Origin of the sequence: Streptomyces sp. RK9 (genome assembly GCF_045070545.1) — a bacterium.
In the GTDB taxonomy this organism is placed as follows: Bacteria; Actinomycetota; Actinomycetes; order Streptomycetales; family Streptomycetaceae; genus Streptomyces; species Streptomyces alboflavus.
The window spans coordinates 1,574,961-1,597,719 of sequence record NZ_CP173703.1; the positions used below are offsets into that span (position 1 = coordinate 1,574,961).

Consider the following 22,759-nt stretch of genomic DNA (forward strand, 5'->3'; position numbering starts at 1 on the left):
GGGATGGCCGCAATGACGGGCACCCCACCTTTCCTGCCATCCTTTTCTGCCATCCGCCTCTGGGGGCGTCCTGCTCGGCGCCGGAGCCCCTTCACCTCATACCGACCAGTCGGTAACGTGTGGCCATGACCTCTTCGACGACCTCGGCCCCGGTCGGCTCGGCACTGCACCCCCGCGCGGGACGCCGCTGCCACAACGTGCTCAACGCCCTCCACACCACGCACTACTTCTCCCCGGACGTGGGCCGCGAGCTTGCCCCGCTCGGCATCACCCACCCGAAGGCCGTCAACTTCGCCATCCGGGCGGCGGCGCTCGGAGCCGTGGGCGCGGGCACCGTGACGGCCACGTTCTTCAACTACAAGCCGGACACGGTCGCCCGGTTCGTGCCGGAGATCTGGCGCACCGCCGCCCCCGAGGACGTCCTCGCCGCCCGGCTGCGCGCCGTCGACACGACACTGCGGCGGCTCCTCGGGGACGAGGCGGTGGCGTCCCCGGAGATGGCGGAGGCGGCCCGGCTCGCGCTGCGGGCCACGGAGGCCTGCTCGCCGAGCGGCCGTCCGCTGTACGCCGCGCACGCCGCCCTCGCCGTGCCGGACGAGCCGCACCTGGCCTACTGGCACGCGGCGACGCTGCTGCGCGAGCACCGCGGCGACGGCCACCTGGCCGTGCTCCTGGACGCCGAACTCGACCCGGTGGAGGCGCTGGTGAGCCACACCGCGACGGGCAAGAGCATGACGCCCACGTGGAACCTCAACACCCGGGGCTGGACCCGCGACGACTGGGACGCGGCCGTCGAGCGGCTGCGCGGGCGCGGGCTCGTGGACGCCGACGGCGAGCTGACGGAGTCCGGCGTCGCCCTGCGCAAGGCGATCGAGGAGCGCACCGACCGCCTGGACCGGGCGCCCTACGAGCACCTCGGCGCGGCGGACGTGGAGCGGCTCACGGAGCTGGGCACGGTCTTCGCCGGGGCGGCGCTGCAGGCGGGGGCGCTCCCCGCCGACCTGCTCGGCAAGGCCTGACCTCCGCCGACACATGTGATCTCGACGCGTGTGATCTCGAAGCATGTGACCTCGCCTCCGGGGTACTCGCCCGTTCCGCGGCCTCGAACAAACCTCCGTAGACTGGGCCGGGGAGACGAAGGGAGAACCTCGTGTTCCGTGCGATCGCAGATGTGCTGCGCCAGATCGCTGGGGCGATCGCCACCGTGGTCACCCTGCCGTTCCGGGCCCTGGCCCGGCTGTTCGGCGGAGCTTCACGTTCCGGGCGCCGGTCCGGCCGGACCCGCCGGGTCTGACCGCGCGACCGGCCGGGCCCGGCCGCACCGCGCCCCGGGTCTGACTGCCTCGCTGTCGGTGCCACCTGCCACAATTGGCGGGCAACCCCAGCGAGAAGGCGGTACCGGAACGTGACGACCACCCCAGCGTCCATCGAAGGCAGGATCGCCGAGGAACTCGGCGTGCGGGAGCGGCAGGTGAAGGCCGCCGTGGACCTGCTCGACGGCGGGTCGACGGTGCCCTTCATCGCGCGCTACCGCAAGGAAGCCACCGAGATGCTCGACGACGCGCAGCTGCGCACGCTCGAGGAGCGGCTGCGCTATCTGCGGGAGCTGGAGGAGCGGCGGAGCGCCATCCTCGACTCGGTGCGCGAGCAGGGCAAGCTCACCGACGAGCTGGAGGCCCGCATCCGCGAGGCCGACACGAAGGCCCGCCTGGAGGACATCTACCTGCCGTTCAAGCCGAAGCGGCGGACCAAGGCGCAGATCGCCCGCGAGGCCGGTCTGGAGCCGCTGGCCGAGGGGCTGCTCGGGGACCCGACGGTGGAGCCGCAGGCCGCGGCCGCCGCGTTCGTCGACGCGGACAAGGGCGTCGCCGACCCGCAGGCCGCCCTGGACGGTGCCCGCGCCATTCTCACCGAGCGGTTCTCCGAGGACGCCGACCTCATCGGCGAGCTGCGCGAGCGCATGTGGGTGCGCGGCCGCCTCGCCGCGAAGGTGCGCGACGGCAAGGAGGAGGCGGGCGCGAAGTTCGCCGACTACTTCGACTTCGCCGAGCCGTTCACGGAGCTGCCCTCGCACCGCGTCCTCGCGATGCTGCGCGGCGAGAAGGAGGACGTGCTCGACCTGGTCCTGGAGCCGGAGGAGGCCACGGAGGGCCCGTCGTCGTACGAGGGCTCGATCGCCCGGCGCTTCGGGATCGCCGACCGCGGCAGGGCCGCCGACAAGTGGCTGACGGACACGGTGCGCTGGGCCTGGCGGACCCGCGTCCTGGTGCACCTCGGCATCGACCTGCGGCTCCGACTGCGCACGGCCGCCGAGGACGAGGCGGTGCGGGTGTTCGCCGCGAACCTGCGCGACCTGCTGCTCGCCGCCCCCGCGGGCACGCGCGCGACGCTGGGCCTCGATCCCGGTTTCCGTACGGGCGTGAAGGTCGCCGTCGTGGACGCCACCGGCAAGGTCGTGGCGACGGACACGATCCACCCGCACGTCCCGGCGAACAAGTGGGACCAGTCGCTCGCGGCCCTCGCGAAGCTCGCCAAGGAGCACGACGTCGACCTGGTCGCGATCGGCAACGGCACGGCGTCCCGCGAGACGGACAAGCTCGCCGGTGAACTCATCACCAAGCACCCCGAGTTGAAGCTCACGAAGGTGATGGTGTCCGAGGCGGGCGCTTCGGTGTACTCGGCGTCGGCGTTCGCCTCGCAGGAGCTGCCGGAGCTGGACGTGTCGCTGCGCGGCGCCGTGTCCATCGCGCGACGGCTCCAGGACCCGCTCGCCGAGCTGGTGAAGATCGACCCGAAGTCGATCGGCGTCGGGCAGTACCAGCACGACCTGTCCGAGGTGAAGCTGTCCCGCTCCCTCGACGCGGTCGTCGAGGACTGTGTGAACGGCGTGGGCGTGGACGTGAACACGGCCTCCGCCCCGCTGCTCGCCCGCGTCTCCGGCATCGGCTCCGGCCTCGCCGAGAACATCGTGGCGCACCGCGACGCGAACGGCCCCTTCAAGAGCCGCAAGGGCCTCAAGGACGTGCCCCGGCTCGGCCCGAAGGCCTACGAGCAGTGCGCGGGCTTCCTGCGCATCCTGGGCGGCGAGGACCCGCTCGACGCCTCCAGCGTGCACCCCGAGGCGTACCCCGTGGTGCGGCGGATGGCGGGCACGGCGGGCGGCGCCGTGGGCTCGCTGATCGGTGACACGGCCACGCTGCGGTCCCTGCGGCCCGCCGACTTCGTCGACGACAGCTTCGGCCTGCCGACCGTCACGGACATCCTCAAGGAGCTGGAGAAGCCGGGGCGCGACCCGCGCCCCGCCTTCAAGACGGCCACCTTCAAGGACGGCGTCGAGAAGATCTCCGACCTCGCGTCCGGCATGGTCCTGGAGGGCGTCGTCACGAACGTCGCCGCGTTCGGCGCGTTCGTCGACGTCGGCGTCCACCAGGACGGCCTCGTGCACGTCTCCGCGATGTCCAAGACCTTCGTCAAGGACCCCCGGGACGTGGTGAAGCCGGGCGACATCGTCAAGGTGAAGGTCCTCGACGTCGACGTGCCGCGCAAGCGGATCTCGCTGACGCTGCGCCTGGACGACGAGGCCGCGCAGGACGCCTCCGCGCCCGGCGGCCGCAAGGAGCGCGGCGGGCGTCCCCCGCAGCAGCGCGGCGAGCGGGGCCGTGGCGGCGGCAAGCAGGGCCAGGCCGGCGGCCGGGACCAGGGCGGCCGGGGCGGCAGGCCCAAGGACCGGCAGCAGCGGCAGGGCCCGCCTCCGGCGAACGACGCGATGGCGGAGGCGCTGCGGCGGGCGGGCCTGGTCGACCCCAAGCAGCGCTGACGCCGCGGGCGCCCCGAGTCGAGGGCGGTCACGGTGGCAGCCGCCTTGAGGGGCTGCCACCGTGACGAGCCGTCAGGCCGGTACGCCCGGCGGAAAGCCGTCGAGCCGTTGCGCCCGTCAGCCCGACGCGCCCGTGAGACCGACGGCCCCATCGGCGAGCGGTCGGGCCGACGGCCCCATCGGCAGGCGGGCGGGCCGAGGGCACCTGTCGGCCCGACGGCCCCGTCAGCCAGCGGTCAGGCCGACGCCTCCGTCAAGGCGACGCCCCCGTCAAGGCGACGGCTCCGTCACCTTCCCCGCCGAGACCTCCAGGCGGCGCGTGACGCTGACCGCGTCGAGCATGCGGCGGTCGTGGGTGACCAGCAGGAGCGTGCCGGTGTAGGAGTCGAGGGCCGACTCCAGCTGCTCGATGGCGGGCAGGTCCAGGTGGTTGGTGGGCTCGTCGAGAACGAGGAGGTTCACGCCTCTGCCCTGGAGCAGAGCCAGCGCCGCGCGCGTGCGCTCGCCCGGGGACAGGGTCACCGCGGGCCGCAGCACGTGGTCCGCCTTCAGGCCGAACTTGGCGAGGAGCGTGCGGACTTCCGCCGGGTCGGTGTCGGGCACCGCCGCCCGGAACGCGTCGAACAGCGACTCCGCGCCGTGGAACAGCGCCCGGGCCTGGTCGACCTCGCCCACGACGACCCCCGAGCCGAGCGCGGCATGGCCCTCGTCCACGGCGACGCGGCCGAGCAGGGCGGCCAGGAGCGTCGACTTGCCCGCGCCGTTGGCGCCGGTGATGGCGACGCGGTCGGCCCAGTCGAGCTGGAGGTCGACCGGACCGAGCGCGAAGGAGCCACGGCGGACGACGGCGCCGCGCAGGGTGGCCACGACCGTGCCGGAGCGCGGTGCCGCCGCGATCTCCATGCGCAGCTGCCACTCCTTGCGCGGCTCGTCGACGACGTCGAGGCGCTCGATCATGCGCTGGGTCTGGCGGGCCTTCGCCGCCTGCTTCTCGCTGGCCTCGCTGCGGAACTTACGGCCGAGCTTGTCGCTGTCGGAGGCCTTGCGGCGGGCGTTCTTGACGCCCTTGTCCATCCAGGTCCGCTGCATCTGGGCGCGGTCCTGGAGGGCGGCGCGCTTGTCGGCGTACTCCTCGTAGTCGTCACGGGCGTGCCTGCGGGCGACCTCGCGCTCCTCCAGATACGCCTCGTAGCCGCCGCCGTAGAGGTTGATCTGCTGCTGGGCCAGGTCGAGTTCCAGGACCTTGGTGACCGTGCGGGTCAGGAACTCGCGGTCGTGGCTCACGACGACGGTGCCCGCGCGCAGGCCACGGACGAAGGCCTCGAGGCGGTCGAGGCCCGCCAGGTCCAGGTCGTTGGTGGGCTCGTCGAGCAGGAACACGTCGTAGCGGGACAGGAGCAGCGAGGCGAGGCCCGCGCGCGCGGCCTGGCCGCCGGAGAGCGCCGTCATCGGCTGGTCCAGGCGCACGCCGAGGCCGAGCGACCCGGTCACTTCCTCGGCGCGTTCGTCCAGGTCGGCGCCGCCGAGGGCGAGCCAGCGCTCCAGGCTGTTCGCGTACGCGTCGTCGGCACCTGGCGCGCCCGCCACGAGGAGTTCGGTGGCCTCGTCCATGGCGCTCTGCGCGGCGGTGACGCCGGTGCGACGGGCCAGGAACGCCTGGACGGTCTCGCCCGGGCGGCGGTCGGGCTCCTGGGGCAGGTGGCCGACCGAGGCGGTCGGCGGGGAGAGACCGACGCGTCCGGACTCCGGGGTGTCCAGGCCGGCGAGGAGGCGAAGCAGCGTGGACTTGCCCGCGCCGTTGGCGCCCACCAGGCCGATGACGTCGCCGGGGGCGACGACGAGGTCCAGGCCCTCGAAGAGGGTGCGGTCGCCGTGGCCGGCGGCGAGGTCTTTCGCGACAAGAGTGGCGTTCATCAGGGCCTGAGCCTAATGCGCGGGGGCGGGGCGCGGTGGGGGTGGTACCGGGAGCGCGGGGGCGGCGCCCACCCCCTAGGGCCTGTCCGATGGGTCGGCGTGGAGCAAGGAGCGGCGTCTGGTGCGTGCGATCGCAAGGCGCCGGAGAGTCCTCGTAGCGGAGCTACTAGGATTTTTCGGCAACGCGGCGAGCGTGCGTGCCAGACGCCGCGACGCCGCGCCGACCCATCGGACAGGCCCTAGGACGAAGCCGACGCCACCAGCACGCTGTCCGGCGTCCGCGCCACCACGTAGCGGGCCCGGTCCGGCAGGGCCACCCGGTGCTCGCCCGGTTCCAGGACCTCGTCGAGGACCTCGTGGACGCGGGTGCGGTAGAGGCGGTCGACGCGGTAGACGGTGAGCCGCACCCGGCACGTGGAGGTGATCTCGGTGACCACGCTGTCGCCCGCCACCGCGAGCCGGGTCAACCTGCGCTGCGCCAGCGGGCTGCAGTCGAGGGCGTACTCGATCTGGGCGACGAGCAGGGGGACGATGGGCGCGAGGCCGTCCACGAACGCGACGTCGACCCCCGCGGTGTCGAACGAGGCCCGCACCGCGTCCCGGGTCCCCGCGGGCACCTCACGCCCGAACGCCACCGCCCCGTACGTCCGCAGCTCCTCCGCCGGTACCCCCGCCGCGTCCGCCGCGATCTCCGCGCCGATGCCGATGGTGCGCAGCGCCGCCGCGAGCTTGGCGTTCAGCGCCACCCGGGCCCCGATGAGGAGCACCCGCCGCCCGGCCCCCGGCGCGACCCCGTTCAGTAACCGCCCCAGCTCCGCCCGGTACTCGCCGCCGCGGAAGCGGAACGGCCCTATGCCGTGGTAGCCGTTGAGCTCCAGGTCGGCCTGCTCGGAGGTCTGCCAGGCGAAGTCGCGCCACACATAGTCGCCGTCGTCGGCACCGTCGGCACCGTCGGCACCGTCGGCACCGTCGTCCTCATCGGCACCGTCATTCCCGGCGGCGCTCCCCCGCGTCCGCTCGATCACCGCCGTGACGGCCCCGCACTCCAGGCCCTCGCACTCCGGACAGCCGTAGATCACGTACCGCCCGTCCCGCAGCGGGGCCTCGGCCTCCAGGAGCAGGCGGCGCACATGGGTCGTGAAGATCGCCGGAGGGATGTCGGACGCCAGCGGGGACACCGCGTCGAGGTCGGCGAGCTGGAACAGCAGCGGGCGGCCGTTCACGATGAAGTCGACGAATTCGCGGTGCACTTGATAGTCACCGCCTGCGAGAACTCCACCGGCGCGCATCGCCGGTGCCAGGCCGAAGGTCGCATACTCGGCAGACATGCTGTGAGTATCCCCACCCGGTCCGGGGTCTGAGCACGACATGGTGTATTCCGCTACGTTTCCGGGATGGGTGGGACTGACAAGGCGGATGTGACGATCATCGGCGGCGGGGTCATCGGCCTCACCACCGCCGTGCTGCTCGCGGAGCGCGGCCACCGCGCCCGGGTCTGGACCCGGGACCCGGTCGAGCGCACGACCTCGGCCGTTGCGGGCGGCCTGTGGTGGCCCTATCGCATCGAGCCCGAGGCGCTCGTCGGCGCGTGGTCGACGCGCTCCCTGGAGGTGTACGAGGAGTTGGCGGCCGACGCGGAACGCACAGGCGTACGCATGGTCGAGGGCGTACACGCCGGGCTCGACCTGGACGGCCTGGGGCCGTGGGCCGCGCGGGTGCGGGGGCTGCGCGCGGCGACGCCCGAGGAGTGCGCGGACGGCGGGCTGTGGGCGCGGCTTCCGCTGATCGACATGCCGGCGCACCTGGCATGGCTGCGGGAGCGGCTGCTCGCGGCGGGCGGCACGGTCGAGGAGCGGACGGCGAAGAGCCTCGACGACGCGCTCGACGAGACCCCGTGCGTCGTCAACTGCTCGGGGCTCGGCGCCCGGGAGCTCGTACCGGGAGACGGGATACGTCCCGTGCGAGGGCAGCTGGTGCTCGTGGAGAACCCCGGGATCCGTACGTGGTTCACGTCCGTCGACGCTTCGTCGGCGACGACGTACTTCATGCCGCAGCCCGGGCGGCTGGTGCTCGGTGGGACGGCCGACGACGGCGACTGGTCCCTGGAGCCCGATCCGGCGGTGGCGAAGGACATCGTCGAGCGGTGCGCGCGGGTGCGGCCGGAGATCGCGGCGGCGCGGGTCGTCGGGCACCGGGTCGGGCTGCGGCCCGCGCGCGCGTCGGTGCGCCTGGAGCGCGAGGCGCGCGGGGAAGGGCGGGTGCTCGTGCACAACTACGGGCACGGCGGGGCCGGGGTGACCGTGGCGTGGGGCTGCGCCGGGGAGGCGGCGCGGCTCGTGGCGGAAGCCACCGCCTGACGGCCGGCGGCAGCGGCACCGGCCGGCAGCCGTGCAAGCCGTACCGGCCACGGCGCGAGCGCCGTGGCCGGTACGCGGATCCGAGCAGACCTCAGCAGGCCTCAGCGAGCCGGATCGGGCTGCTGCTCGGCGCTGGAGTCGGTGTCCGTGCCGTCCCCGTCGTCCCCGTTCTCGGACGGGCCGATCTGCAGCTCGAACTCGCCGACGCCGTACTGCTCGTGACCGGCGATGACGGCCTTCTCGACAGCCTCCGTGCCGTGCTCGCCCCGCACGATCAGCGGGTCGTGGCGCAGATCTCGCATGAGCGCCACACACATCCCGATCATGACCAGGGTGAAGGGCGCCGCCACCAGGATCGTCAGATTCTGCAAGCCCGTGAGGGCGTTCTCCTTCCCGTCGCCGATGAGCAGCATGATCGCCGCGACGGCTCCCGTCACCACGCCCCAGAAGATCACCACGAGGCGACCGGGTTCGAGTGAACCCTTCTGGGAGAGCGTGCCCATGACGATCGAGGCGGCGTCCGCCCCGGACACGAAGAAGATGCCGACGAGGATCATCACGAGCAGGCTGGTGGCCGTCGCGATGGGGTACTCGTGCAGCAGACCGAACAGCTGTGCCTCCGGGGTGTCGTCACCCTTGAAGCCGCCGCCCTCCTTGACCTTTATGGCGCTGCCGCCGAAGACGGCGAACCACAGCAGGCTGACCGTGCTGGGCACGAGGATGACGCCGCCGACGAACTGCCGGATGGTGCGCCCGCGGCTGATGCGGGCGATGAACATGCCGACGAACGGCGTCCACGAGATCCACCAGGCCCAGTAGAAGACCGTCCAGCTGCCGAGCCACGCCGAGACGCCCTCACCGCTGGATGCCTCCGTGCGCCCGATGAGCTGGGGCAGGTCGCCCAGATAGGAGCCGATGGAGGTGGGGATCAGGTCGAGGATGATGACGGTCGGACCCGCGATGAAGACGAACACGACCAGGACCAGGGCGAGCACCATGTTGATGTTCGAGAGCCACTGGATGCCCTTCTCCACGCCGGACACCGCCGAGGCCACGAACGCCACGGTCAGCACGGCGATGACGGAGATGAGCAGCCCGGTGGTCGCCTTGTCCCGCCAGTCCAGCTCCTCGATGCCACTGCCGATCTGGAGCGCGCCGAGGCCGAGGGACGCCGCGGAGCCGAAGAGCGTGGCGAGAATGGCGAGGATGTCGATGACCCGGCCCCATGTGCCGTGGGCGTGCTTCTCGCCGATGAGCGGGACGAAGACGGAGCTGATGGTCTGGCGCCGGTTCCGCCGGAACGTGCTGTAGGCGATGGCGAGGCCGACGACCGCGTAGATCGCCCACGGGTGCAGCGTCCAGTGGAAGAGGGTCGTCGCCATGGAGGTCTCCATGGCGGCGGCCTTGTCCGCGGGGTCGGTACCGGGCGGCGGCGAGGAGAAGTGCGCGAGCGGTTCGCTCACGCCGTAGAACATCAGACCGATGCCCATGCCGGCGCTGAACATCATCGCGACCCAGGACACGGTGCGGAACTCGGGTTCCTCACCCTCCTTGCCGAGTGTGATCTTGCCGTACCGGCTGACCGCCAGCCACAGGGCGAAGACCACGAAGCCGGACGCCGCCAGCATGAAGGCCCAACCACCGTTGTGGATCAGGCCTTCGAGCATGTCGCCCGAGACGTCTTCGAGGGTGTCCGTGGCGACGGCGCCCCACACCACGAACGCCAGGGTGAGCGCGGCGGTGACGCCGAAGACCACCCGGTCGGTCTGTGGGGACCGGCCGCCGGAGGGGCCCGCCGTCGGCGACGGGCCTCCTCCGGCGTCCGCTTTCTCTGTTTCCTGGGTCACAGGTGCACCTTTCGCGGAGTCGTTGATCGACCTTGGGTTCTTCTCCGCTACCCCCTACCACATGTGACGTGCGCTCCGATGCCTCAACAGTCGGTGTCGGGCTGCCCGGTGACGAGGTGGTACGGCGCGCGTTCGTCCAGGAGCAGCGGGACGAGTGCGCGCGCGGACTGCCGCAGCGGCACGAGGACGCCCGCGCCGTCCCGCTTCACGGTAACGCCGTGGAGGCCGAGTTCATCCTTGACGTCGGCGAACTGTTGCGGCGTCAGACGGTAGCCGCACGCCGGGTCCTCGATGATTTCGGCGGGCTCGGCCGGGTCGTTGTCGGCGCCGCCCAGGTAGACGGGTCCCCGGTCGCGCAGGCCCGCGAGGCGGGACGCGGTGCTCGCCGCCTCCAGGCGCCACCGGTGCTCGTCGGCGTACGAGAACAAGCCGGTGAGTGCCGAGAGTTGTGAGTGCACCCGGCGCCGGTTGTTCAGGGCCTCGTCGTTCTTCTCCGCGTCGGTGAGGGCGTCGACGCGGCTTTCTATGAGCAGTCCGGCGGCGTGCTTGAGGCCGGAGGCGTTGCGCAGGATGCGCTCCTGGCCGTCACCCGCGACCTGCTTGATGGGCTCGCCGGTGACGGGGTCGGTCCAGATGCCGTACGTGCCCGTGGTGTAGCCGTCGGCCTCGGCTGCGGGCCGGACGTAGTCGAGGGACAGCGCCTTGGCCTCCCGGTGCACCGCGCCGTGCGTGTTGAGGTTGCGCGGCCACAGGTCGAACAGGTCCTTGTCGTAGACCTTGGGCGTGGCCCCGTACTCGTGCAGGTCGTAGATGGCGTCGGGCCTGTGGTCGCGGATGACGGCGGCCATGGCGCGGCCCTCGGCGGTGGCCAGGGCGATGTGGTCGCGGTTGATGTCGACGCCGTCGGAGTTGCCGCGGGTGTCGGCGGCCCGCCCGTCGGGGTTGGCGGTGGGCACGACGAGGAGGGTGGTGCGCGACAGGAACCGGCGGGTCTCCTTGTCCTTGGCGTAGGCCAGGTCGCGGATCGTGCTGAGGCAGGCGTCGCGGCCGGACGGCTCGTCGCCGTGCTGGCTGCACACGAGCAGCACGGTGCTGGCGGTGCGGCGCTCGCCGATCCGCACCAGTTGCACGGGCCGGTCCTGCTTGGTGGTTCCGATGCGGGACACCGACACCCGGTCGGTGGCCTTGTCGATCGTCCTGAGGAGCTGCTGCTCCTCGGGCTGGCTGGTCCAGCGTGCCCCGTTGCTCTCCTCGAAGCCGGTGCGCGGCGGCGTGGGAGGGGCCGCCTGCGCGGGGGCCGTCAGGAGGGGTGCGGCGAGTGCGGCACAGGCCGCGGCCAGGGCCACGGCGCGGATGCGGGGTCTCATGAGGTGCGGCCTCCAGGGATGGGGGTGATCGGGCGCGGCTCCGCGACGCCCTCGAGCCGGGACTCGCGCGGGATGGTGCTGTGCGGGGTCGTGGCGAGGGCCTTGGTGCCGCCGACGAGCGGGACCCGGGCGACGGTGCGGGCGAGGTCGACGGTCAGGGTCGGGGTGTCGGCGGGAGCCGTGATGAGGTTCCGGTCGGTGCCGCCGACGATGAGCGCGAGCCGGTGCCCCTTCGGTACGACGTGGTCGCTCGCGGCCAGGTCCAGGGTGATGGTGTACGGCTTGCCGGGGGTCAGCGGCTCGCCCTGCTTGTCGGAGGCGTGGTTGCCGAGGTCGGCCCAGCCGCGGCTGAAGATGGTGTAGTCGACGGCGGCGGTCCTGGCCTCGGTGTTCTTGAAGCAGGAGCTGTCGCCGGGGGTGCTCGAACCCCAGCAGGAGCGGTCGGGAAGCGTGTTGATGCCCTCGTCGTCGTGGGCGTAGTCGCGGATGGTGTCGGGGCCGATGTCGACGAGGACGGCGCTCAGATGGGCCGTGCGGGTCGTCGGCGTGACCGTCACCTTCACCCGCGAGGAGCCGGAGACCCGCAGGTCACGGGCGAGCGGCCGGGTGGTGAAACCGGCCTTGGCGGACGTGGACGAGTCGATCGTCGCGGCCCAGTCGGTCTCGCTGAGCCGCCGGTCGTCGGTGAACGTCTCGGTGCCCTTGCCGAGGCGGGTGCCGAGGACGCCGACGCCGGGCGCGCTGCCCTTGGCGGGGCGCAGCGCCGTGGTGTGGGTGGTGCGCGGCGGCCAGGTGCGGTCGGTGGTCCAGCGGTCGGGGGCGCGCTCGATGTCGGCCATGGGCTCGCGGTCGATGCCGTTGCGGTGGCCGAGGAGTTCATGGTCGAACCAGCGGTGCAGGGTGCGGACCCACTCGGCGCGCCGGAAGTCGAAGGGGTCGACGTGCCCGGCCTGGCTCAGCCAGATCTTGCGCTGCACACCGGCGTCGGCGAGGGCGTCCCACCACTGCCCGAAGTGCTTGGTGCGCACGTTCAGGTCCTGCTGGCCGTGCACGACGAAGACGCTGGCCCTGACCTTGCGGGCGTCCGGCACGTGGTCGCGCTCCGTCCACAGCGGGGTCCAGTCGCCGGTGCGGGGCGCGCCCTGGATCAGGCGCTGCTTGACGTGGCCGCAGCGGGCGGCGGCCTCGGGGCTCTCCACACCGCGCGCGAGACCGTCGGGGCCGCTGTTGAACAACGGGGCGCCCTTGGCGAAGTAGTAGTCGTACCAGGAGGAGATGGCGCCGATCGGCACGATCGTCTCCAGGCCCTCCACGCCGGTGGCGGCGACCCCGTTGGCGATGGTGCCGTCGTAGCTCTTGCCGATCATGCCGGTGCGGCCGTTGGTCCAGCGTGCGTCGGTCCGCTCCCCGCCGGTGCGCGAGGTGTAGCCACGGGCCCGGCCGTTGAGCCAGTCGACGACGGCCTTGGCGGACTGGACGTCGGAGCGGCCGCCGATGTCGACGCAGCCGTAGGAGCGGTTGGTGCCCGCGAGGTCGACGGCGACGAAGGCGTAGCCGCGGGGGACGAAGTAGTTGTCGTAGTACAGCGGGAACTGGACGGGGTTGCCGTTCGCGTCGTACGTCTTCTTCTGGCTCTCGTTGCCGCGCCCGCAGCAGGAGTAGTACGGGCTCGCGTCCATGATGACCGGTATCTTCCGGCCCTTGGCGGCGGGTTCGCGGGGCCGGACTATGTCGACGGCGACGCGGTCGGTCGTGCCGTCCGCGTCGCCGTCGATCCGGGTGTCGACCCACACGGACTCGCGTATCGTGTCCGCGTAGGAGTAGACGGGTCTGCTCTCCGTGGCCCCCGCGGCCCCCGCGGCACTCTCGGCCACCGGGCCGCGCGGCGCGGAGTGCGCGGCGCCGCCCGGGGAGAGCAGCGTGGCGAGGAGGGCGGCGAGGGCCGCCGCCAGGAGCGTTCTCCACATCGGCGGGGTCGCAAGGCGCGGGTGTCGCGCGCGTATCGGCATGCGCGGAAGGTACACGCGTCAACAGCCGCCGGAAAGAGGGCCGTCGAGAGATCGGAAAGGTCCATGGGACGTGATCGCACATGTCGGCCGAATGGCGATCGTGTGACATATGCGGCCATGGACATGGCCAGGGGCGGGAGTGCTCAATAGGGTCGACCGCATCGTGCTTCACCTCGTGCCGGACGCGGGGGGGGGGGGCCCCGGGCCCCGGGGCGCGTGCGGGGGCCCCCCCGCGGGGGGGCAGGGGAGTTGGGGGGGGGCGGGGGGGGGGCGCGGGGGGGGGGGGCTCGCCCGCCCCGGCGGCCCCTCCCCCCCGGGGCCCCGGGCGCCGGCGACCACTACTACCCCGACGCGGGCAACGGCGGCTACGACGTCTCCCACTACGACCTGCGCCTGAAGTACCAGCCGAAGACGGACCTCCTGGAGGGCACGGCCACCCTCCAGGCCACCACCACCCAGGACCTCTCCCGCTTCAACCTCGACTTCGGCCTGAAGGTCAGCGAGGTCCGGGTCAACGGCAAGAAGGCGGCGTTCGCCAAGACCGGCGAGCAGGAGCTGGAGATCACGCCGAAGGCGGGCCTGCCCAAGGGCAGTTCGGTCTCGATCGTGGTCCGTTACGCGGGCAAGCCCTCCGAGGTCAAGATCCACGGCTTCACGGCCTGGCAGCGCACGCCCGACGGCGGCGTGGCGGCGCAGGAGCCGGAGTCGTCGGCCTGGTGGTTCCCCGGCAACGACCACCCGCGCGACAAGGCGACGTACGACGTGTCGGTGTCCGTGCCGGACGGCACCCAGGCCATCTCCAACGGCGTGCTCCAGTCGCAGTCCTCCAAGCTGGGCTGGACCCGCTTCAACTGGCGCTCCAACAAGCCGCAGGCCACGTATCTCGCCACGCTCGCCGTCGGCAAGTTCGACATCACCACGGACAAGACCGACAACGGCCTGCCCGTCCTCAACGCCTACAGCAAGGACCTCGGCGACAACGCGGGCGCCGCGCGCGCCAGCATCGAGCGGACCACCGAGGTCGCCGAGTGGCTGGAGGAGGTCTTCGGCAAGTACCCGTTCAACGCGCTCGGCGGCTACGTCCCGAACGTCCCCGCCAGCTACGCCCTGGAGACCCAGACCCGGCCCTTCTACGGCCCGAGGGCGTTCGCGAACGGCTCCAACGTCTCCATCGTCGTCCATGAGCTGGCCCACCAGTGGTACGGCGACAGCGTCTCCGTGGAGAACTGGAAGGACATCTGGGTCAACGAGGGCTTCGCCCGCTACAGCCAGTGGCTGTGGTCGGAGAAGGAGGGCGAGGGCACGGCTCAGGAGCTCGCCGACTTCGTGTACGCGAACAACGCGGCGGACTCCCCCTTCTGGCAGGTCAAGCCGGGCGACCCGGGCCCGGACAACCAGTTCCACATCGCTGTGTACGACCGCGGGGCGCTCGCCCTGCAGGCCCTGCGCAACGAGGTCGGCGACAAGACCTTCTTCCGCATCCTGAAGGGCTGGCCGAAGGAGAACGCGTACGGCAACGCGAGCGTGCGCGACTTCGTGACCTACGCCGAGAAGGTCAGCGGCAAGCCGCTCTCCGCCCTCTTCGACACCTGGCTCTACAAGGCCGGGAAGCCGGGTGCCCCGGCCGCGCGCGACGCCGGTGTCGCCCGTGCGGCGGGCAAGGCCGCCCCGGCCAAGCCGAAGTCCTGGAAGAAGATCGCCGCGACGAACTCCCTCCACGACCACGAGCACGCGGGCGAGCGGGTCGAGAAGCACGACCACCGCTGACGGCTCCCGCTCCGCGGCGCGTGCCGCACGCCCCCGCCCGGTGCTCCGGTGCCGGGCGGGGGCGTCGCTCAGCCCCGCGCGCGCCGCGCCGCGCGGGCCCGGCGGGCCAAGGGCGCGTAGCGGAGGACTTCGGGCAGGCGCGGGTACGCCCAGCGGACCGCGCGGCCGAAGCGGCGCAGGCGGCGTTCCTGGGCGGGCGTCCAGGCGAGGCCGACGGCGGCGCGGGCGTCGGGCGGCATCAGGCCCACGGTGAGGAAGCGCCGCAACCGGGCGAGGCCCGGGAGCAGCACGGGCCACAGGACACGCAGGGCCGTCCGCAGCGCCCGCGGTCCGCGGTCCGGCGGCGGCAGCGGGGTGTCGACGGCCACCAGCTCGCGCACCACGGCCGTCTGCTCCAGCTCCTCCGCGAGCATCCGCCGGTAGTACGGCCAGAACTCCTCCAGGGACTGCGGCATGTCCCGGTCGTGGAGCCCGAGGACCCGGCCCACCTGGAGGCACTCCGCGTACAGCTGCCGTTCCTGCGCGGGCGTGAACGGCTGCCCCAGGCAGGCCCGGGAGTGCAGGTAGACGGGGAATCCGGTGGCGTGCACCCAGGCGTAGTTCGCGGGGGTGAGCGCGTGATAGCGCCGCCCGCGGGTGTCGGTGCCCCGGATGCCGCGGTGCAGCGCGCGCAGCCTGCGCCCCTCGTCGGCGGCGGCCTCGCCCCCGTACACCCAGAGCAGCAGGGACCTGATCGAGCGCGCGCCGCGCCCCCACGGGTCCGTGCGGAACACCGAGTGCTCGTCGACGCCCGCGCCGACCGCCGGGTGCGCCACCTGGAGGACCATCGCGGCGGGCAGGGCCAGGAGCGTGCGGTACTCACCGGCGATGTCCCACAGGATCCCGTCGGGCGGGGGTGGCGCGGGGTCGGGCACACCACCAGTATGCGGCGGCGGGGGGGGCCCCGAAGGACACCGCCCGCCGCCCGGGCCGCGCGCGGGCTCTCGCCGGGCGCGCCGCCGGTGCTACTTGCCGAGCTCGGCCGCCTCGCGGTCCGTCTCGCGGTCCTGCTTGCGGCGGATCGCGTACCAGCCGACGGTGAGGGCGGCCGCCACGATCGGGATGAGGAAGAGCGTCTTGCGGCCCACCTCGGCGTCCTTCCACATCAGGCCGAGCACGGCCAGGAGGAAGGCGATGGTGATGTACTGCGTGACGCCGCTGCCGGGCAGCCGGAAGTTCGGCCTGGTCAGGTGGCCTTCCTTGGCCCTGCGGACGAAGGCGAGGTGGCAGACCATGATGCTGATCCAGGTGCCGATGATGCCGAGCGACGCCACGTTCAGGACGATCTCGAACGCCTTGTCCGGCACCACGCGGTTGAGGGCGACACCGAGGACACCCACCGACGCGGTGAGCAGGATGCCGCCGTAGGGCACCTGGTTGCGGTTCATCTTCGCCGTGAACTTCGGCGCCGAGCCCGCCATGGCCATGGAGCGCAGGATGCGGCCGGTGGAGTACAGGCCGGAGTTCAGCGAGGACATGGCGGCGGTGAGGACGACGAAGTTCATCACGTCACCGGCACCGGAGACACCGATCTTGGAGAGCACCGTGACGAACGGGCTCTCGTCGGCGGAGTAGACCGAGCCGGGGAGCAGCAGCGCGAGCAGCACGACCGAGCCGACGTAGAACACACCCACGCGCCACATGATCGAGTTCACCGCGCGCGGGACGACCTTCTGCGGGTCCTTGGTCTCACCCGCGGCGACGCCGACCAGCTCGAGGGAGGCGTACGCGAAGACGACACCCTGGAGGACGATCACGACCGGCATCAGGCCGTTCGGCAGGAAGCCGCCGTGGTCGGTGATCATGTTCAGGCCCGGGGTCTCGCCGCCCACCTTGTGCTGGGTGGAGACCAGGAAGATGCCGACGAACATGAACGCGACGAGCGCCGCGACCTTGATGATCGCGAACCAGAACTCCATCTCGCCGAACCACTTCACGGAGATGAGGTTCACGGCGAGGACCACAGCGAGCGCGGCGAGCGCGAGCAGCCACTGCGGGATGTCCGTGAAGAAGCTCCAGTAGTGCGTGTAGAGCGCGATGGCCGTGATGTCGGCGATGCACGTGGTCGACCAGTTGAGGAAGTACATCCAGCCGGCGACGTAGGCGCCCTTCTCGCCCAGGAACTCCCGGGCGTAGCTCACGAAGGAGCCGGACGAGGGCCGGTAGAGGACCATCTCGCCGAGGGCGCGTACGACGAAGAAGGCGATGATGCCGCACACGAGGTACGCGACGGCGAGCGCGGGGCCCGCCGAGTGGAGGCGGCCACCCGCCCCGAGGAACAGGCCGGTGCCGATCGCGCCACCGATCGCGATCATGTTGACGTGGCGGCCCTTGAGGTCCTTGCTGTAACCGGCGTCGCCCGCGTCCGCGGGGGCGGCCTGGGACGCAGTGCGGGCGTCCGCGGCCGTGTCTACGGCGTCGTTGCTCACGTGGAAGGTCCACTCTGTGGTGCCCGGAAGAGGTTCCGGGGTCCGGATGTGCTGCGGGCCCGCAGCACCCCTGACGTGCGCGGACCAACGCGACACCTTCCCTCAGGGATGGTTCCGGATGCGGTGGCGCACATCACATAGCGGCACTTCTCACATGGTGGGCGGCGTCTGTACAGGCCTACGTCACCCGGTGTACAGACCGTCGATGACGTCGGCGTACTTCTCTCTGATGACCCGGCGCCGCAGCTTCAGGGACGGCGTCAGCTCCCCCGACTCCGGGCTCCACTCCTTGTCGAGCAGCCGGTACCTCTTGATCTGCTCGGTGCGGTTGAGGCGCGCGTTGGCCGCCTCGACGGCGCGGTCGATCTCGGCGCGCACGTCCGGGTGGTCGGCGAGGGCGCCGACGGCGGTGGCGTCGACGCCGTGTGCGGCCGCCCACGCGGGTGCCATCTCGGGGTCCAGGACGAGCAGCGCCACCAGATACGAGCGGCCGTCGCCGTGGACGAGGGCCTGGCCGATCAGCGGGTGCTCCTTGAGGGCGTTCTCGACGAGCGCGGGCGCGACGTTCTTGCCGTTGGACGTCACGATCAGTTCCTTCTTGCGGTCGGTGATCCACAGGAAGCCGTCGTCGTCGAGGTGCCCGATGTCGCCGGTCGCGAACCAGCCGTCCGCGTCGCAGACCCCGTCCACCCCGCCGCCGTGGCCCTCGCCGCGCAGATAGCCCGCGAAGACGTACGGGCCGCGCACCATGACCTCGCCGTCGACGGCGACGCGCACCTCCATGCCCGCAAGCGGCTTGCCCACGGAGCCGAGCCGGAAGGCCGCGGGGCTGTTGATGGTGACCACGCCCGTCGTCTCGGTCAGCCCCCACGCGTCCATGACGACCAGGCCGAAGCCCGCCCAGAAGCGGACCACGTCCACCGGCATCGGCGCCGCCGCGCTGGCCGTCCACAGCAGCCGGTCGAACCCGGCGAGCGCGAGCAGCGGGTCGAGCACACCCTCCTTGGCCTCGCGGTACGCCGCCGTCAGCTCGGCGGACGGCTCCTCGCCGCGTTCGCGGCAGGCCACGTGGGCGCGGGCCGTCTCGTTCGCGGCCGCCACCGCCAGGCGCTGCTCCTCGGGCAGCCCGGCGAGCGCCGCCCGCACGGCCGCGGCGAGCTTCTCCCACACCCTCGGCACGCCGAAGAACTGGTGCGGGCGCAGCTCCCGCACCGTGGCGGCGACCTGCGTCGGCTCGGCGCACAGATACACGTGGGCGGCACGGAGCAGCGGCAGATAGATCCCGAGCATGCGCTCGGCGATGTGCGCGAACGGCAGGTAGCAGATGTGGCCGACGTGCTCGGGGAACTCGATCACGGAGTCCAGGGCGATGCCGTTGCCCACGACCATGCCGTGCGTCAGGCGCACGCCCTTGGGGTCGCCGGTGGTGCCCGAGGTGTAGACGACGGTCAGCGGGTCCGTGGCCCGGATCTGCCGCCAGGTCTTCTCGAAGGTGTCCGGGCTGAACAGGCGGGCGCCGGTGGCGTGCAGCGAGCCGTACGTCCGGTGCGGTCCGGCGGCGGCCGGGTCGACGACCACGAGGCGTTCGAGCGGCGCCGTCGGGTCGTCGAGCAGGGGCTCCCAGCGGGGCAGCTCCCGCGCGCCCTGGACGATCGCGACGCGGGCGCCGCTGTGCCGGGCGATGTGCGCGATCTGCTCGGGGGCCGACGTGCCGTACACGGTGACGGGGACCGCGCCGAGGTGGACCAGGGCGAGGTCGCTCAGCCAGTGCTCGGGGGTGTTGTCCATCATCATCAGGACGTGCTCGCCGCGTGTGACGCCGAGCGCTGCGTACCCCGCGGCGAGGACGGCGGTCTTGCGGCGGACCTCGCTCCAGGTGAGCGTCGTCCAGCCGGCGCCCTCGCGCCAGGAGAGGGCGGGGAGTTCGGGGTGGTCCTCGGCGTTGCGCAGCAGCAGGGCGGGGAAGGTGATGCGGGCCGGGTCTGCGGGAAGCCGCAGGATCGTGGTCATGAAACCGCCTCCTGGCACCGTGGGTTCGTCATCGGCTACGTTGCGTGACTGGCCCGGAGACTTTCACAACAGTGGTGGCACAGCAATACTGTTGCACCGCATTGCTGCACAGCAGGTGCACCGCAGTGCCGCAAGCCGGGGAGGTGACGCGGAGCCATGACGACGGGCACGGAGCGGTCGACGGAGACGGACGACGGCGCGACGTTCACGGTCGACGAGCTGGCCGCGCACGCGGGGGTCACGGTCCGCACGATCCGCTTCTACAGCACCAGGGGCCTGCTGCCGCCGCCGGTGATCGGCCCGCGCCGCGTGGGCCACTACGGCCAGGAGCATCTGTCCCGGCTCGCCCTCATCGAGGAGTTGCAGCACCAGGGCATGACGCTCGCCGCGATCGAGCGGTATCTGGAGCAGCTGCCGCCCGGTCTGAGCGCGCACGACCTGGCGATCCACCGCGCGGTGGTGGCCTCGTGGGCGCCGGAGGGCGCGGAGGACATGTCCCGCGCGGAGCTGGAGCGCCGGGCGGGGCGCGCGCTGTCGGGCGCGGACGTGGACCGGCTCGCGGCGATGGGGGTCGTCGCGTACGCCGAGGACGCCGACCGCTTCCGCGTGGACACCGGGCTGCTGCGGCTCGGCGTGCAGTTGCTCGGCGTACCGATCGCGCACGAGACGATCCTCGCCGCGCGCACGGTCCTGATGGAACACACGCGCTCGGCGGCGCACGAGCTGTCCCGGCTCTTCCGCGACGAGGTGTGGGGGCCCTACCGCGAACGGGAGTCCGACCCGGAGCACGTGGCCGCGATGCGCTCGCTCTCGGCCCATATGCAGCCGCTGGTGGTGCAGGCATTGGTGACGGCGTTCCAGCGGTCGCTGAAGGGAGAGCTGCGGGAGTGGCTCAAGGATTCCTGAGCCACTCCCGCGCTCCCGGGGCGACGGCCGTCAGTCGTCGCTGAACGTCTCGCCCCGCTCGGCCTTCTCCACGAGCAGCGCGGGCGGCGCGAACCGCTCGCCGTAGCGCTCGGCGAGCTCCCGTGCGCGGGCCACGAACGCGGGCAGCCCGGCCCCGTCGTCGTAGCCGTTGATGTACTGCAGGACGCCGCCCGTCCAGCCCGGGAAGCCGATGCCGAAGATGGAGCCGATATTGGCGTCGGCGACCGAGGTCAGGACGCCCTCCTCCACGAGCCGCACCGTGTCGAGCGCCTCGGAGAACAGCATCCGCTCCTGCATGTCGCGGAACGGGATCTCGTGCCCCTGCTTGGTGAAGTGCTCGCGCAGGCCCGGCCACAGGCGCGTGCGCTTGCCGTCCTCGCCGTACTCGTAGAAGCCGCCGCCACCGCTGCGGCCGGTGCGCCCGAACTCGTCGATCATCCGGTCGATGACGCCCTCCGCCGGGTGGCTCGGCCAGGTGCCGCCCGCCTCCTCGACGGCCCGCTTGGACTCGTTGCGGATCTTGCGGGGCAGAGTGAGGGTCAGCTCGTCCATGAGGGAGAGGACCTTGGCGGGGTAGCCGGCCTGGGCGGCGGCCTGCTCGACCGACGCGGGCTCGATGCCCTCGCCGACCATCGCGACGCCCTCGTTGATGAAGTGCCCGATGACGCGCGAGGTGAAGAAGCCGCGCGAGTCGTTGACGACGATCGGCGTCTTGTTGATCTGGCGGACCAGGTCGAAGGCGCGGGCCAGGGCCTCGTCGCCGGTGCGCCCGCCCTTGATGATCTCCACGAGCGGCATCTTGTCGACGGGCGAGAAGAAGTGCAGGCCGATGAAGTCGACCGGCCGGGCGACGCCCTCGGCGAGCGCGGTGATGGGCAGCGTGGAGGTGTTGGAGCACAGCAGCGCGTCCGGCTCGACGATGTCCTGGATCTCCTGGAACACCTTGTGCTTGAGCGCGGGGTCCTCGAACACGGCCTCGATCACGGCGTCGCAGCCCGCCACGTCCTGCGGGTCGGCGGTCGGTGTGATGAGGGCGAGCAGCGCGTCCGCCTTCTCCTGCGTCGTACGACCCCGGGAGACGGCCTTGGCGCACAGCTGCTCCGAGTACGCCTTGCCCTTCTGCGCGGCCTCGGCGGAGACGTCCTTGAGGACGACCTCGATGCCCGCGCGGGCGCAGGAGTAGGCGATGCCCGCGCCCATCATCCCGGCGCCGAGCACGGCGACCTTGCGGACGGTCCGCGACCCGATGCCCTGGGGGCGGTTTCTGCCTGCGTTGACGGCCTGGAGGTCGAAGAAGAACGCCTGGATCATGTTCTTGGAGACCTGGCCGGTGACCAGCTCGGTGAAGTACCGGGCCTCGATGGTCAGGGCGGTCTCGAAGTCGACCTGGGAGCCCTCGACGGCGGCCGCGAGGATGTTGCGCGGCGCCGGGTAGGGGGCGCCCGCCAGCTGCTTCTTCAGGTTGGCGGGGAACGCGGGCAGGTTGGCGGCGAACTTGGGGTTCGCCGGGGTGCCGCCGGGGATGCGGTAGCCGGGGACGTCCCAGGGCTGCTGCGACTCGGGGTGGGCGTCGATGAAGGCGCGGGCCTTCTCGATCATCTCCTCGGGGGTGGCGGCCAGTTCGTGCACGAGGCCGTTCTCCAGGGCCCGCTTCGGCGTGTACTGGGTGCCCTGGAGCAGCACCTTCAGGAGCGCGTCGGCGATGCCCATGAGGCGTACGGTGCGGGTGACGCCGCCGCCCGCGGGCAGCAGGCCGAGGGTGACCTCGGGCAGGCCGATCTTCGACTGCGCGCCGGGCGCGTCGAGGGCCACACGGTGGTGGCTGGCGAGGGCGATCTCGTAACCGCCGCCGAGGGCCGCGCCGTTGAGGGCGGCGACGACGGGCTTGCCGAGGGTCTCGATGCGGCGCAGCGAGTTCTTGATGGCGGTGCCGGTCTCGAACGCCACCTGGGCGTTCTCGGGGCCGATCTGGATCATGTCCTTCAGGTCGCCGCCCGCGAAGAAGGTCTTCTTCGCGGAGGTGTAGATGAACCCCCGGATCGCGTCCTTGTCCGCCTGGACGGCGGCCTCGGCACGGTCGGCGATGGCGGCGATGGAGTCCTTGAACGCCTGGTTCATGGTGTTCGCGGACTGGTTGGGATCGTCGAGGACGAGGGTGACGACGCCGGTGTCGTCCTGTTCCCAGCGGATGGTGGTGCTCTCGGTCATGTCTCTTGTCTCCGTGAAGTCTGTGGTGGCGGGGAGGCGGAATCCGGGGAGGGCGGCGGGGGATCATG

The 22,759-nt window shown here is 72.1% G+C and carries 15 protein-coding genes; 6 read left to right on the forward strand and 9 right to left on the reverse strand.

Features of this window, described 5'->3' with window-relative positions; translation table 11 throughout:
- Positions 1 to 125: 125 nt before the first annotated feature.
- The 3 genes from AB6L24_RS06115 (at position 126) to AB6L24_RS06125 (ending at position 3,817) form a co-directional block, all read left to right on the forward strand.
- Positions 126 to 1,019, forward strand: coding sequence for an SCO6745 family protein (locus AB6L24_RS06115; protein WP_405652935.1), 894 nt, complete (start codon positions 126 to 128; stop codon positions 1,017 to 1,019).
- A gap of 131 nt (positions 1,020 to 1,150) precedes the next feature.
- Complete coding sequence (locus AB6L24_RS06120) at positions 1,151 to 1,294, forward strand: LPFR motif small protein (protein ID WP_405652937.1); 144 nt, start codon at positions 1,151 to 1,153, stop codon at positions 1,292 to 1,294.
- Positions 1,295 to 1,405: 111 nt separating this feature from the next.
- Positions 1,406 to 3,817: a Tex family protein gene (locus AB6L24_RS06125; protein WP_405652939.1), complete on the forward strand. Its 2,412-nt coding sequence runs from the start codon at positions 1,406 to 1,408 to the stop codon at positions 3,815 to 3,817.
- A gap of 270 nt (positions 3,818 to 4,087) precedes the next feature.
- On the opposite strand, the gene AB6L24_RS06130 is transcribed toward AB6L24_RS06125, so the two are convergent.
- Together AB6L24_RS06130 and AB6L24_RS06135 are read right to left on the reverse strand one after the other, a co-directional pair.
- Positions 4,088 to 5,731 carry an ABC-F family ATP-binding cassette domain-containing protein gene (locus tag AB6L24_RS06130; RefSeq protein ID WP_405652941.1) on the reverse strand — a complete coding sequence of 548 codons (1,644 nt, stop codon included), beginning with the start codon at positions 5,729 to 5,731 and terminating at the stop codon, positions 4,088 to 4,090.
- A 239-nt stretch (positions 5,732 to 5,970) separates the two neighbouring features.
- Positions 5,971 to 7,059, reverse strand: coding sequence for an oxidoreductase (locus AB6L24_RS06135; protein ID WP_405652944.1), 1,089 nt, complete (start codon positions 7,057 to 7,059; stop codon positions 5,971 to 5,973).
- 66 nt (positions 7,060 to 7,125) lie between these two features.
- On the opposite strand from AB6L24_RS06135, the gene AB6L24_RS06140 reads away from it, so the two are divergent.
- Positions 7,126 to 8,088, forward strand: coding sequence for an FAD-dependent oxidoreductase (locus AB6L24_RS06140; protein WP_405652946.1), 963 nt, complete (start codon positions 7,126 to 7,128; stop codon positions 8,086 to 8,088).
- A gap of 101 nt (positions 8,089 to 8,189) precedes the next feature.
- On the opposite strand, the gene AB6L24_RS06145 is transcribed toward AB6L24_RS06140, so the two are convergent.
- From AB6L24_RS06145 to AB6L24_RS06155, 3 genes are all read right to left on the reverse strand, one after another.
- Entirely contained in the window at positions 8,190 to 9,935 is a 1,746-nt protein-coding gene (locus tag AB6L24_RS06145; protein ID WP_405652949.1) for a BCCT family transporter, read from the reverse strand.
- Between the two features lie 83 nt (positions 9,936 to 10,018).
- Positions 10,019 to 11,302 (reverse strand): M14 family metallocarboxypeptidase, encoded by a 1,284-nt coding sequence (locus AB6L24_RS06150; RefSeq protein ID WP_405652951.1) that lies wholly within the window; start codon positions 11,300 to 11,302, stop codon positions 10,019 to 10,021.
- Positions 11,299 to 13,311 carry a Xaa-Pro dipeptidyl-peptidase gene (locus tag AB6L24_RS06155; protein ID WP_405652954.1) on the reverse strand — a complete coding sequence of 671 codons (2,013 nt, stop codon included), beginning with the start codon at positions 13,309 to 13,311 and terminating at the stop codon, positions 11,299 to 11,301. The genes AB6L24_RS06150 and AB6L24_RS06155 overlap by 4 nt, the downstream gene beginning before the upstream one ends.
- 249 nt (positions 13,312 to 13,560) lie before the next feature.
- On the opposite strand from AB6L24_RS06155, the gene AB6L24_RS06160 reads away from it, so the two are divergent.
- Entirely contained in the window at positions 13,561 to 15,078 is a 1,518-nt protein-coding gene (locus AB6L24_RS06160; protein ID WP_405652956.1) for a M1 family metallopeptidase, read from the forward strand.
- 68 nt (positions 15,079 to 15,146) lie between these two features.
- Here the strand turns inward: AB6L24_RS06160 and AB6L24_RS06165 are convergent, their stop codons facing one another.
- The 3 genes from AB6L24_RS06165 to AB6L24_RS06175 form a co-directional block, all read right to left on the reverse strand.
- Positions 15,147 to 15,992, reverse strand: coding sequence for an oxygenase MpaB family protein (locus AB6L24_RS06165; RefSeq protein ID WP_405652958.1), 846 nt, complete (start codon positions 15,990 to 15,992; stop codon positions 15,147 to 15,149).
- A gap of 90 nt (positions 15,993 to 16,082) precedes the next feature.
- Complete coding sequence (locus AB6L24_RS06170; RefSeq protein ID WP_405652960.1) at positions 16,083 to 17,546, reverse strand: amino acid permease; 1,464 nt, start codon at positions 17,544 to 17,546, stop codon at positions 16,083 to 16,085.
- 183 nt (positions 17,547 to 17,729) lie between these two features.
- Positions 17,730 to 19,556 carry an AMP-dependent synthetase/ligase gene (locus AB6L24_RS06175; protein ID WP_405652962.1) on the reverse strand — a complete coding sequence of 609 codons (1,827 nt, stop codon included), beginning with the start codon at positions 19,554 to 19,556 and terminating at the stop codon, positions 17,730 to 17,732.
- 156 nt (positions 19,557 to 19,712) lie between these two features.
- Here AB6L24_RS06175 and AB6L24_RS06180 point away from each other — a divergent pair, with 156 nt between their 5' ends.
- Positions 19,713 to 20,462: a MerR family transcriptional regulator gene (locus AB6L24_RS06180; RefSeq protein ID WP_405652964.1), complete on the forward strand. Its 750-nt coding sequence runs from the start codon at positions 19,713 to 19,715 to the stop codon at positions 20,460 to 20,462.
- 30 nt (positions 20,463 to 20,492) lie between these two features.
- Here AB6L24_RS06180 and AB6L24_RS06185 read toward each other — a convergent pair whose 3' ends face one another.
- Entirely contained in the window at positions 20,493 to 22,691 is a 2,199-nt protein-coding gene (locus tag AB6L24_RS06185; protein WP_405652966.1) for a 3-hydroxyacyl-CoA dehydrogenase NAD-binding domain-containing protein, read from the reverse strand.
- Between the last annotated feature and the right edge of the window lie 68 nt (positions 22,692 to 22,759).

Bases quoted from the DNA above. Each gene is read 5' to 3' on its own strand.
- AB6L24_RS06115 (WP_405652935.1), top strand. From the start codon at position 126: ATGACCTCTTCGACGACCTCGGCCCCGGTCGGCTCGGCACTGCACCCC.
- AB6L24_RS06130 (WP_405652941.1), bottom strand. From the start codon at position 5,731: ATGAACGCCACTCTTGTCGCGAAAGACCTCGCCGCCGGCCACGGCGAC.
- AB6L24_RS06135 (WP_405652944.1), bottom strand. From the start codon at position 7,059: ATGTCTGCCGAGTATGCGACCTTCGGCCTGGCACCGGCGATGCGCGCC.
- AB6L24_RS06140 (WP_405652946.1), top strand. From the start codon at position 7,126: ATGGGTGGGACTGACAAGGCGGATGTGACGATCATCGGCGGCGGGGTC.
- AB6L24_RS06150 (WP_405652951.1), bottom strand. From the start codon at position 11,302: ATGAGACCCCGCATCCGCGCCGTGGCCCTGGCCGCGGCCTGTGCCGCA.
- AB6L24_RS06155 (WP_405652954.1), bottom strand. From the start codon at position 13,311: ATGCCGATACGCGCGCGACACCCGCGCCTTGCGACCCCGCCGATGTGG.
- AB6L24_RS06175 (WP_405652962.1), bottom strand. From the start codon at position 19,556: ATGACCACGATCCTGCGGCTTCCCGCAGACCCGGCCCGCATCACCTTC.
- AB6L24_RS06180 (WP_405652964.1), top strand. From the start codon at position 19,713: ATGACGACGGGCACGGAGCGGTCGACGGAGACGGACGACGGCGCGACG.
- AB6L24_RS06185 (WP_405652966.1), bottom strand. From the start codon at position 22,691: ATGACCGAGAGCACCACCATCCGCTGGGAACAGGACGACACCGGCGTC.